The sequence below is a fragment of the Ensifer sp. 22460 genome (assembly GCF_052044935.1).
Lineage (GTDB): Bacteria > Pseudomonadota > Alphaproteobacteria > Rhizobiales > Rhizobiaceae > Ensifer.
In genome coordinates this window covers 280066-291991 of the sequence record NZ_JBQENZ010000005.1, presented here as the reverse complement: position 1 = coordinate 291991, position 11926 = coordinate 280066, and the positions used below count along the sequence as shown (strand labels likewise).

The 11926-nt window shown below is 63.3% G+C and carries 10 protein-coding genes; 3 read left to right on the top strand and 7 right to left on the bottom strand.

What is annotated here, in order from left to right:
• Positions 1-120 precede the first annotated feature (120 nt).
• The 7 genes from ACTJKM_RS08815 to ACTJKM_RS08785 all read right to left on the bottom strand — a co-directional run bounded on the left by ACTJKM_RS08815 (position 121) and on the right by ACTJKM_RS08785 (position 8249).
• On the bottom strand, positions 121-1638 hold the full coding sequence (locus tag ACTJKM_RS08815; protein ID WP_058329935.1) for an FAD-dependent monooxygenase: 1518 nt from the start codon (positions 1636-1638) through the stop codon (positions 121-123).
• Positions 1639-1782: 144 nt separating this feature from the next.
• Positions 1783-2511, bottom strand: coding sequence for a FadR/GntR family transcriptional regulator (locus tag ACTJKM_RS08810; RefSeq protein WP_058329936.1), 729 nt, complete (start codon positions 2509-2511; stop codon positions 1783-1785).
• An 18-nt stretch (positions 2512-2529) separates the two neighbouring features.
• On the bottom strand, positions 2530-3498 hold the full coding sequence (gene yjfF / locus ACTJKM_RS08805; protein ID WP_440660199.1) for a galactofuranose ABC transporter, permease protein YjfF: 969 nt from the start codon (positions 3496-3498) through the stop codon (positions 2530-2532).
• Positions 3495-4520: an ABC transporter permease gene (locus ACTJKM_RS08800; RefSeq protein ID WP_057255430.1), complete on the bottom strand. Its 1026-nt coding sequence runs from the start codon at positions 4518-4520 to the stop codon at positions 3495-3497. Before ACTJKM_RS08800 ends, yjfF begins: the two co-directional genes overlap by 4 nt.
• Positions 4517-6031, bottom strand: coding sequence for a galactofuranose ABC transporter, ATP-binding protein YtfR (gene ytfR / locus ACTJKM_RS08795; RefSeq protein WP_058329937.1), 1515 nt, complete (start codon positions 6029-6031; stop codon positions 4517-4519). The genes ACTJKM_RS08800 and ytfR overlap by 4 nt, the downstream gene beginning before the upstream one ends.
• Positions 6032-6165: 134 nt before the next feature.
• Entirely contained in the window at positions 6166-7128 is a 963-nt protein-coding gene (gene ytfQ, locus ACTJKM_RS08790) for a galactofuranose ABC transporter, galactofuranose-binding protein YtfQ (RefSeq protein WP_057255557.1), read from the bottom strand.
• Positions 7129-7343: 215 nt separating this feature from the next.
• Positions 7344-8249 (bottom strand): EamA family transporter, encoded by a 906-nt coding sequence (locus tag ACTJKM_RS08785; RefSeq protein WP_058329938.1) that lies wholly within the window; start codon positions 8247-8249, stop codon positions 7344-7346.
• Between ACTJKM_RS08785 and ACTJKM_RS08780 the strand changes: the two genes are divergently transcribed.
• The 3 genes from ACTJKM_RS08780 (at position 8137) to ACTJKM_RS08770 (ending at position 11773) form a co-directional block, all read left to right on the top strand.
• The gene (locus tag ACTJKM_RS08780; RefSeq protein WP_440660198.1) at positions 8137-9213 is read left to right on the top strand and encodes a LysR family transcriptional regulator; all 1077 of its coding nucleotides are present in this window, start codon (positions 8137-8139) and stop codon (positions 9211-9213) included. The two genes, ACTJKM_RS08785 and ACTJKM_RS08780, sit on opposite strands and share 113 nt — an antisense overlap.
• Positions 9214-9349: 136 nt before the next feature.
• The gene (locus tag ACTJKM_RS08775) at positions 9350-10378 is read left to right on the top strand and encodes a LacI family DNA-binding transcriptional regulator (RefSeq protein ID WP_058324429.1); all 1029 of its coding nucleotides are present in this window, start codon (positions 9350-9352) and stop codon (positions 10376-10378) included.
• 126 nt (positions 10379-10504) lie between these two features.
• Positions 10505-11773 carry an ABC transporter substrate-binding protein gene (locus tag ACTJKM_RS08770; protein ID WP_058329941.1) on the top strand — a complete coding sequence of 423 codons (1269 nt, stop codon included), beginning with the start codon at positions 10505-10507 and terminating at the stop codon, positions 11771-11773.
• Positions 11774-11926 lie beyond the last annotated feature (153 nt).

Sequence of the window (11926 nt, the reverse complement as noted above, 5' to 3'; positions counted from 1 at the left end):
GGCCGGTCCGGCCCCTTTTCCATTCGACCCTTTCCGCCAATCGGCGTTGGATCCGCCTGCCCCGCAATCCCAACAGGAACTGCCTTCGGGGTTGCCAGGCCCCTGTTGCGACGGCGCGCGTCAGCAGAGGGTGATCTCCACGTCCGCCAGATAGGCGTCGAACACATCGGGCGCCTGCTCCAAAGCGGCAACCGCCACGTAGGTATCGGGGCGCAAGAGATAGGCGGCATCGATGGCCAGCCCTGCCGCCGTGTGTTCCTCCGTCCAGGGAAATACATGGAGCGGCACATGGCGCGTCGCGCACCATTGTTTCAATTCCCCGGACGCCGCTCCATAGACATGAACTTGCCAGGTGATGGCGGCAAGGGGCGGGTAGTTGTCGAGACCATTGACCAAGACCCAGGGAAGCCGATCTCCGCCGTCCACCCTGCCGGCCTTGCCGCGGCTTAAAGGTCCGCCACGATAGTTCAGCTGGGTTTGCGAGAGGATCCGGAACAGAAATGCCCTGATGCCGCCGATGCGGTAGGCGACACCTGCCAGAACCGGCGCGATCTCGACCCGCAAAAAGTCCGCGAAGCGGCCCTCTGCCGTCACGAAGGTGAACAGGCGATCGGTGGTCTCCACGAGCTGGTGCGCGAAGCCGGCGCGTTCGCGCTCATAGCTGTCGAGAAGACCATCGGGCGCTCGTCCCCTCAGCACCGCCGCGAGCTTCCACGCAAGATTGATCGCATCGCCGATCCCGGTGTTCATGCCCTGGCCGCCGACTGGGCTGTGCACATGCGCCGCGTCCCCCAGCAGGAAGGCACGCCCCTCCCGAAAGCGGTCAGCCACACGATGATGGACGCGATAGGTCGAGAACCAGTTGACCTTGTCGATGGTGAGCTGCAGCCCCTCGATGGCGCGGTGCCCGACGTCCTTGAAGGTGAGCTTGCTCACGTCTTCGCGCTCGTCACGGACCAGGCCAATTAGGCGTCCCCGCCCCTCGGCATAGGCGAGGAGTGCTACGAAGTCGCTGCTTTCGAGCGAAATATGCGCCTCACCATTGGCCGTCGGGCCGCTCACCTCGACGTCGGCGACGTAGAAAGTCTGATGATAGGTGCCGCCCTCGAACCCGACCGCGAGCTTGTGCCGCACCGCTGAACGGGCTCCGTCGCAGCCGGCGAGGTATCGCGCGGCACAGACCTCCTCGCTGCCGTCAGGCAGCCGAAGGCACGCGCGGACCGCGCCGCCCGCGTCTTCGAAGTCGACCAGCTCGGTCTGCCGCTCGACGGTGACGCCCATGGTTTCCAATCGCTCGGTCAGCAAGCGCTCATGATGATCCTGCGGATAGACCAGGACAAAGGGGTAGGGCGTCAGCTCCGCACCGGTGGGGCCAAACGGGATATGCGCCCTGATCCTGCCTTTCGCCCAAAGGTTGACGGACGGGTTGCGGTGTCCGGCCGCGATCACCGCTGTCGCGAGATCGAGCTGGCGATAGAGTTCAAGCGTGCGCGCATGCACCACCATCGCCCGCGACGTCGGGCCAGGACCGGTATTCTTGTCGACGATGCGCACCTTCACCCCCTGGGCGGTCAGCCAGAGAGCAAGCACCAGCCCCGTCGGTCCCGCACCGACGATCAGAACGTCCTGTTCCGTCACCCTGCTCTCCGCTCGCCTTCGCCGGCGGCAAAAGTTGCGCCGGCATCTTCGCCGACCCTACGCCCACGCGACGGACAAAGCCAAGCTGCGCAGAAAATGCTTTGTGACAACTCGTCTGCGGAGCGTCCGGCGCTCACCTCCGGATCAGCCGCGCGCCCTCAAATGTGCGATCAACTGTTGCTGCCCCACGCCTATCACATGCTCCATCGCGCTTCGTGCACCTTCCTCGTTGCGAAGCCGGATTTCCTCGACGATGCGGATATGCGCTACTGCGACACGATCGATCTCGGCGCCATCGGCCGCCGCGTTGCTCAACCGGAAAACGCCCATCAGCGCCGCCTCGATCAGGCTGCCGACGGTCTGCATGAACGGATTGAGCGAAGCCTCGAGCAGGCGGAGGTGGAATTCGAGATCGGCGCGCGCCAGCGTTTGCGCGCTGTGCCCGGCATCGCCCATGGCGACCGCCAGCCGCATCATATGGGAGATATCGGCGTCCGTGGCGCGGCGCGCAGCCAGCCCAGCCGCATAGGGTTCCAGAGCGAGACGGACCTCGGTGACATGGCGCAGGAACTCCTCATCGACACCGGCCCGGAAATGCCAGGTAAGCACGTCGCCGTCGAAGAGGTTCCAGCTCGCCCGCGGCATCACGCGTGTGCCGATGCGGGCGCGCGCGACGACGAGCCCCTTGGCGGCGAGCGTCTTCATTGCTTCCCGCAGAACCGTGCGGGAGACGTTGAATCGTGCCGCAAGCTCCACGTCTCCGGGCAGGATGGCGCCGACGGCGAATTCCCCTGCGACAACCGCCTGGCCGAGCTCTTCGACGACGAGCCGGTGGCTCGTCCTTTTGCGCGGCGGCTGGAAGAATGGCCACATCGCACGGTCCTTGCCAGATCACGCCGGCTGTCGGCGATGACGCGAGACGTAGATGATGCCCTTCTGCAAGAGGATGAAAGCAAACAGCAGAAGGCCGATCAGGATCTTCGTCCACCAGCTCGACAGCGATCCGTCGAAAGTGATGTAGGTCTGGATCAGACCCTGGATGAGGATGCCCACCAGCGTGCCGGCGACGAACCCCGAACCGCCGGTCAGGAGCGTCCCGCCGATGACGACCGCAGTGATCGCGTCCAGTTCGACGCCGACGGCGGCCAGCGAGTAGCCGGCCGACGTGTAGAGCGAAAAGACGATGCCGGACAGCCCCGCCAACAGGCCCGAAAAGGCGTAGATGCGGATCGTCGTCGCCGCGACCGGAACGCCCATCAGCCGCGCGGTCGCCGTGCCACCGCCGAGCGCGTAGACGTTGGTGCCGAAACGGGTGCGATGCGCCAGCACGATGCCGATGGCGAAGACGAACAGCATCAACCCGCCGATCAGCGTGATGCGCCCGCCGCCAGGCAGCTTGAAGTAGAGGCTTTTCAGCGTCGCGTAGAATGGATGCTTGATCGGAATGGAATCGATCGACAGCACAAAGGCAACGCCGCGCGCGAGAAACATGCCCGCAAGCGTGACGATGAAGGCGGGCAACTCCAGATAGTGGATGATCGCCCCCATCGCCGCGCCGAACAGCGTCGCGATCGTTAGAACCATCGCGAAGGCGACGAGTGGGTGGATGCTCGTGTGTTCCAGCACGACGGCCAGGAAAACGCCGGTGAACGCGATGACCGAACCGATGGAGAGATCAATGCCGCCCGAGAGGATGACGAAGGTCATCCCGACGGCCGCGATGCCGAGGAAGGCATTGTCGGTCAAAAGGTTTCCAATCACCCGCGTGGAGAGGATGTTCGGATACTGCGCGACGCAAAGCGCATAGCCGAGAAGAAAGATCACGAGCGTCGCGATCAGCGGAAGATATTTCGGCTTCATTTTGCAGCTCGTTCGCTCGGTTTGCTCGCGCCACGCGCCGGCACCAAGAAGGAAAAGGCGGTGCGGAACCGCGGCGACTGAAGCACCAGGATGAAGACAATGATCGCGGCCTTGATGATCAGGTTGAACTCCGGCGGGAAGCCGGAAAGAAGAATGCCGGTGTTGATCGCCTGGATGATGATCGCACCGAGCACCGATGCGGCAATGCTGAAGCGGCCGCCGAGCAGGGATGTGCCGCCGACCACGACCGAGAGGATGGCGTCGAGCTCCAGCCAGAGCCCGGCGTTGTTGGCATCAGCGCCACGAATATCGGCGGCGGCAATGATGCCGGCGATGGCCGCACAAAGGCCGGAAAGAACATAGGCGGCGATCAGCAGCACGGGCGTTAGCACGCCGGACAGCGTACTCGCCTGACGATTGACGCCGATCGCTTCGATCAGCATGCCGAGCGCCGTCCGTCGGACGAGCATGGCGATCAGCACGCCGAAGACCAGCCAGATCACGACCGGCATCGGCAGGCCCGCGAAGGAACCGCTGCCGATGAAGGCGAGGCCGGGATCATTGAAGGTCAGGATCGCGCCCTCGGTGATGAGCTGGGCAATACCGCGCCCGGCGACCATCAGGACCAGTGTCGCAATGATCGGCTGGATGTCGAGCACCGCCACCAGCACCCCGTTCCACAGACCGCAAAGGATACCGACGGCAAGCGTGATCAGCAGGGTTGCGGCGACCGAATGTCCCGACGTGATACAAGCAGCCGCGGTAGCGCCGCAGATCGCCATGACCGCGCCGACCGAGAGGTCGATGCCCTTGGTGGCAATGACGACCGTCATGCCGATTGCCAGCAGCACCACAGGGGCGCCGCGATTAAGGATGTCGATGAGGCTGCCATAAAGCCGGTCGTTCTGGATTTCCAGGTTGAGGAAGCCGGGAAACACGAGCGAAACCGCCACGATGATGACGCCAAGCGCGATCAGTTGCGGTAGCAACCGGTTGAAGTAGAGCCTGATGGTCGCGATCACGACGTCCTTCTTTCATTGGTTGCGGCGATCGCTTCGACGATCTGGTGGGCGGTAATCCGGTTGCCGTCGAGTTCGGCGACATGGGCGCGATCCCGAAGCACGATGATCCGCGTGCTGTAGGCGACCAGTTCCTCGATCTCTGACGAGACGACGATCAGCGACAGCCCCTTCTCGCGCAGCGCCTCGATGAGCTTGACGATCTCCGCATGGGCGCCGACGTCGATACCGCGCGTCGGCTCGTCGAGAATCAGGAATTCGGGCTCGGTCGCGAGCCAGCGCGCCAGGATCGCCTTCTGCTGGTTGCCGCCGGACAAGAGCTTGATTGGCTTTTCGCGATCGGCCGTGCGGATATCGAGCGCGCGGATGTAGTGGTCCGCCAGCCGGTTCTGTTCCGCCCGGGCGATCGGCCGTGTCCAGCCACGGCGCGCCTGCAGGGCGAGCACGATGTTCTCGCGTACCGAGAGGTCGCCGATGATGCCTGATGTCTTGCGGTCCTCCGGGCAGAAGCCGAAGCGATGGCGGATGGCGGCACGCGGTGATGAGAGGTCGACCGCGCGGCCGTCGATCTCGGCCTCGCCGCTGTCGGCACGATGGGCCCCGAAGAGAAGCTCCGCCGTTTCCGTGCGACCGGAGCCGAGCAGGCCCGCCATGCCGACGACTTCACCAGCGCGGACATCGAGGTCGAAGGGACGGACGCGACCCTTGCGACCGTAATTGCGAAACCGGTAGCGCAACGGTCCTTCCTGGGCCTGCGCGCGCGGTGCGTGGATTTCCGCCGCCAGTTCACGGCCGATCATCATCGCGATCAGTTCGCGCCGATCAAGATTGGCAGTTTCACGGGTCCCGACGAGTTGCCCGTTCCTGAGCACCGTTATCCGGTCTGAAACCTCGTAGACCTGTTCAAGGAAGTGGGTGACGAAGATGATGCCGAGCCCACGCGCCTTGAGGCGCCGGACAATGCGAAACAGCATCGCCACCTCGTGCGCGTCGAGGCTTGCCGTCGGCTCGTCGAGAATCAACACCTTGCCTGAGAGATCGACCGCGCGGGCGATGGCGACGACCTGCTGGATCGCGACCGAATAGCTTGCAAGATCGCGGGTGACGTCGATGTCGAGTTCATAGTCGGCGAGCAGCTCCTGCGCACGACGGTTCATGGCGCTAACGTCGACCATGCCGAAGCGCCGGGGCTGGCGCCCGAGAAAGAGATTTTCGGCAACGGTCAGGTTCGCCAGCAGGTTGACCTCCTGGTAGACCGTGCCGATACCGAGCGTCTGGGCCTCGAACGTGTCGCGCGGATCGACCTCCGCGTCATCGAGCAGGATGGCGCCGCCGTCGCGGCGGTAGGCGCCGGTCAGGCATTTGATAAGAGTAGACTTGCCGGCGCCGTTTTCGCCAAGCAGCGCATGAACTTCTCCGCGCCGCAGGTGAAAATCGACCTTGTCGAGGGCCCTTGTGCCCGGGAAGGTCTTTTCGATCCGGATCGCCTGGAGAATGTGGTCATTGGTCTGCATCGGTACCGTCTCCGCGATGCTGGTATCTGTCGGACGAGAAGCACGGCGCCTGTCTGCGACAAGCAGCGCTCTTCAGCCGGAAACTTGGAAAAGAGCGTGGCCCGCGCGAGAAGCAGCGCGGGCCACGGCCGACATCAGTAGCCGAGGCCCTTCTTTTCCTCGTAGACCTTCAGCGGCTCGTCGGCCTGAGTGTAAAGTTTCGATTCCGTCTGGATCCACTTCGGCGGTGCCGTGCCATCCTTCTGGTACGCGGCAAGCGCATCGAAGGCGGGGCCGGCCATGTTCGGCGTCAGCTCGACCGTGGCATTGGCTTCACCGGCGGCCATCGCCTGGAAGATGTCCGGAACGGCATCGATCGAAACGACAAGTATATCCTTGCCCGGCTTCAGGCCGGCTTCCTTGATCGCCTGGATGGCGCCGACCGCCATGTCGTCGTTGTGGGCATAGAGCGCGCAGATGTTCTTGCCGCCGTCCTCCGCCTTGAGGAAGCTTTCCATGACTTCCTTGCCCTTGGTGCGGGTGAAGTCGCCGGTCTGGCTGCGGACGATTTTCAGGTTGTCGTGGCCGGAAAGCGCCTGCTCAAAGCCCTTCTTGCGGTCGATTGCCGGCGAGGAGCCGGTCGTGCCCTGAAGCTCGACGACGTTGCAGGGCTTGCCTGCCGTGGCGTCGACGAGCCACTTGCCGGCAACATTGCCTTCGTGCACGAGGTCGGAAGTTACCGCGGTCAGATAGAGATCCTTCGAGGCATCGACGGTGCGGTCGAGCAGGATGACCGGAATTTCCGCGTCCTTTGCTTCCTGCAGCACCTCGTCCCAGCCGGTAGCGACGACCGGGGCGACGAGGATGGCGTTCACGCCCTGCGCGATGAAGGAGCGGATCGCCTTGATCTGGTTTTCCTGTTTCTGCTGCGCATCAGCGAATTTGAGGTCGATGCCGCGCTGCTCTGCCTGCTGCTTGGTCAGCGTCGTCTCGGCGGCGCGCCAGCCGGACTCCGAGCCGATCTGCGAAAAGCCGACGACCAGATCGGCCGCGGAAGCACTGCCGAGCGTGCAGGCAGCAAGGATCGTTGCACTCGCAAGTGCCTTGGCGATTTTCATGATTTCCTCCCAAAGAAAGCTGCCTCCAAGCAGCCATCGAGAAAAAATCATATAATATTACTTTTGTAAACGGGCACTTTTCATCTAACGCGCAAGACGTCGATGAAATTCATCGGAGGTCGCAGAAGGCTGAACGCGGGCCGGCCGACCCCGACGCGGGAGCGTCGGAACGTTCAGAGGACTAGCGGGCGAAAACAGGCGCCTTCCGCTACGCGCTAGGCCCTCGCCAGCAATGTGCCGGCGGCGCTGGCGGTCATCACGAGAACCACGCCGAAGATCTGATTGAGGGAGAGCGCCTGCCCGAGAACGAGGAAGCCGGCGCCGGCGCCGATGGCCGGCTCAAGGCTCATCAGGATGCCGAAGGCCGACGGCTGCATGCGACGGAGCGCCATGAACTCGAGCGCGTAGGGGAGCAACGGCACCAGAATGGCGAGCCCAGCCGTCATCAGCAGCATGTCGAAGGAGAAACCGGATTGAACCTGATGCAGCCCGAACGGCATCGCGAAGACTGCTGCAAACAGCAGCGAAACAGCAAGTCCCTCCAATCCCCTGAAGCGTTGGCCGGCATTTTTCATCAACACGATGTAACCGCCCCAGCCGATCGCCGCGCCGAAGGCGAAAAGCAGCCCGCGCGTATCCGCCACCCAGGCGGTACCGTCCCAGGAGAGGCAGAGTACGCCGGCGGCGGCGATAACGGGGCAAAGCAGGCGCCAGCCACGGCCGCCGAAAATCGCAGCGACCGTCAACGGACCGAGAAACTCGATCGCCACCGCAAGCCCGAGCGGGATGCGCGCGATGGCTGCAAAGAAACAGAGCGTCATCACGGCCATCGTGGCGCCGAGCGAGAGCGCCGAAAGCCACTGCGCCCGGGTGTAGCTGAGGAAGGGTGGGCGGACGAGGAGCAGCAGGAATGCCGCCGCCCAGGAGAGCCGCAGCCAGGTCGCGCCAAAAGCCCCGACGCTTTCCATCGCCGGCTTGGAGAGTGCAGCGCCGAACTGCACACTCGACATGGAGAGCAAACAAAAAACGATCGCGACAGAGACACGCCCTGTGGAATCGTCCGTCGTACCCTGCCCGCTCCACCCGCTATCCGCCGTCGTCTCCGTTTCCGCCATGTCCATTCTCCCGTTGCGCTTGAAAAGACATAGCAATCCCGGCACAATAATGAACGCTAATAGTTGTGATGTCGCCATAAGGGATCGTTATATGCATGATCTGGACATCGTCCTGCTGCGCGCCTTCGTCGTGATCGCCGAATGCGGCAGCGTCAGCGGTGCTGCCCAGCGGCTGGCCCGGACTCAAGCCGCCGTCAGCATGCAGTTGCGCCGGCTGGAGGACGATCTCGGCGCCAGGCTTTTGAACCGCAGCACCAGAGGCATGGACCTGACCGAAGCCGGGCATGTGCTGTTTCCCTATGCCCAGAAGATGCTGGGGCTGAGCGAAGGAGCCCGGNCCGGGCAGGCGCTCCAGGGCCCGATCCGCTTCGGCATGATCGAGGACATCGCCGTCGGCTCGCTGCCAAGGGCACTGCAGCGCTTCGCCGAATGTCATCCGAACGTGGCGCTCGAACTGACGGTCACCGAAAGCACCGTGTTGTCGGAGAAGCTGTCGCAGGGTCAGCTCGATGTCGCGATCGGCGATCCGGCCCTGATCCGTGGTGAGCCGATCCTCACCTGGCGGCTGCCGCTGCGCTGGGTCGCGGCGCGCGGCTTTGTGCTCCCGGAGGAAGGGCCTTTGCCGCTCGTCACCTTCGACGGGGTCTGCACCTGGCGCCACAAGATGATTGAAGCGCTAAAGGGCGGGGGTCGGCCTTGGCGCACGGTGCTGACGAGCGCCAGCCTCTCCTCGATCCAGTCGATGATCGAGGCGGGGCTCGGCATCGCCGTTCTGCTGGATCTCAATATCCGCGCCAACACGATGCGGGTCCTCGGGACCGAAGAGGGCCTGCCGCCCGCCCCGGTGATCGAACTCGGGCTTTTCGCGGCCGATCACCAGGGCCTGTCATCCCGCCCGGTCTCAGCACTGTGGGCGTTCCTTTCCGAAGAGCTTCAGGCGCAGGCACTGGCAACCGGCCGCGCTGCGTGATCTCAAGCGCGGTTGCGTCACGCTCGACGAACGAAATACAACGCCCAGAGATTGAAAAAACCCGAGCAAAATTTTACTAAATAAAGATTGCGCCGCGCCCGAAGCCTGGGTTGCGGCGGCGGGCAGGACGTTGGACATGGTAACAATCAAGGAAATCGCTTCGGCTGTCGGGGTCTCTTCGGCGACCGTCTCACGGGTGCTGAATTACGATCCAACGCTTTCGATCTCCACCAAGAAGCGGCAGGCGATCATCGAAACGGCCGAGGCGCTGAACTATGCGACGCCCCGCAACCGCGGGCGCGGCGCGGGACCGATGCAGGGCCTGAAATTCGCGCTGGTGCATTTCCTCCAGCCCGCCCAGGAACTGATCGATCCTTATTATGTCGGCGTCAGGCTCGGCATCGAAAACCGCTGCCAGGCGCTGAAGATCGAGGTGGTCAAGGTCTTCCACAACGGCAACCTGCCGGAGGCGGCGATCCTGCAGGGCGCCAACGGCGTCGTTGCCGTCGGCCACCATTACGGCGAAGAGGTTCACTGGCTGCGGCGGCACAGCCGCCACCTGGTCTTTGCCGATTTCGCCCCCGACGACGATGTCGACGACAGCGTGATGAGCGACGTGTCCGTGGCCATGAACCGCCTGCTTCAAGGCATATACGGCATGGGTTACCGCCGAATCGGCTTTCTCGGCTGGATCGACGCCTTCCGCGACAAGGACGACATCCATTCGGAGCGCCGCTGCCGCGCGTTCATCCACTGGATGACGAAGGCCGGCCTCTACGATCCGGAACTCTGTATGGTCGAGAAGCTGACGCCGGACAGCGGCTATACGCTCGCCAAGGCGATGCTGTCGAAACCCAACCCGCCCAAGATCCTGGTCACCTGCAACGACAACATGGCGATCGGCGCCTACCGGGCCATTCACGAGATGGGCCTTCGAATCCCTGACGATGTCGCCGTGGCAAGCTTCAACGACATCCCGGTCGCGCAGTTTCTCGGCCCGCCGCTTTCGACGGTCAAGATCCCGGCCGAAATGATCGGCGAGACGGCCGTCGACCTATTGATCGAGCGCCTGACCGGACGCGACGTCGCCAAAAAGGTGATCCTCGGAACAGAGATGGTCTGGCGCGGCAGCACGGCCACGACGGGCTCCGTTGCTGGCCCGTAATACAGCCGGTAAAAAACACGGTGGTAAAAATTTACTGAAATATTGCCTTCTTCAGAATTTTGCGAAATACTCCGCGCCGAGACCAGGAGGAACGTCTCGGGGAACGAAATTCGAGGGAGGAAAACAATGGACATGCGTATCTATCTGCCGCGCTTTAGCGCCATCGCGCTCGCCGGCGCCAGCCTCTTGGCGGTGACTGCGGCGCAAGCCAAGGAAATCACCGTCTGGTGCTGGGATCCGAACTTCAACGTCGCGATCATGAAGGAGGCCGGCGCGCGCTATACCAAGACGCATCCGGACGTCACCTTCAACATCGTCGATTTCGCCAAGGCCGACGTCGAGCAGAAGCTGCAGACCGGCCTTTCGTCCGGCACGGCGGATGCCCTGCCCGATATCGTGCTGATCGAGGATTATGGCGCACAGAAGTATCTGCAGTCCTTCCCCGGCGCCTTTGCGCCGCTGTCCGGCACTGTCGATTACTCCGGCTTTGCTCCCTATAAGGTCGAGCTGATGACGCTGGATGGCCAGGTCTACGGCATGCCCTTCGATTCCGGCGTCACCGGCCTCTATTATCGCAAGGACTATCTGGAGCAGGCAGGCTTCAAGCCGGAGGACATGCAGGGCATCACCTGGGACCGTTTCATCGAGATCGGCCAGCAGGTCGAAGCCAAGACCGGCAAGAAGATGATGGGTCTCGACCCGACCGACGCCGGCCTCGTGCGCATCATCATGCAATCGGCCGGGCAATGGTACTTCGACAAGGAAGGCAAGGCGAACATCACCGGCAACGCCGCGCTGAAGGGAGCGTTGGAGACGGTCGGCAAGATCATGTCTTCCAACATCTACAAACCCGCCGCCGGCTGGGCCGATTGGGTCGGAACCTTCACGTCCGGTGACGTCGCCACCGTCATCACCGGCGTCTGGATCACCGGTACCGTCAAGGCGCAGCCGGACCAAGCGGGCAAGTGGGGCGTAGCACCGATCCCGGCCCTTTCGATCGACGGCGCGACGCACGCCTCGAACCTCGGCGGATCGAGCTGGTACGTGCTCGAAAGTTCGGCCGAGAAAGCCGAGGCGGTCGACTTCCTGAACGCGGTCTACGCCAAGGACGTCGATTTCTACCAGACGATCCTGCAAGACCGCGGCGCCGTCGGTTCGCTGCTCGCCGCCCGCGGCGGAGCCGCCTATGGCGAGGCCGATGCCTTCTTCGGCGGTGAAAAGGTCTGGCAGAACTTCTCCGACTGGCTCGCGAAGGTTCCCTCGGTCAACTACGGCGTCTTCACCAACGAGGCGGACACCGCCGTCACCGCGCAATTGCCGGCGCTGCAGCAGGGAACACCGGTCGACGATGTGCTGAAGGCGATCGACGCCGAGGTCAGCGCACAGGTCCAGTAATCGCTACGGCGATTGTCTGCACCACAACTGCATAATTCCTCAAGTCGAAGTCGATTTGAGGGAAAAATTATGCAGCAATTCAAAGTGTTACAGCGTTCTTGGCGCGTCTTGAAGACGCGCGGCGCTGTAGGCCGCGGCGATTGCGCCGCGGCC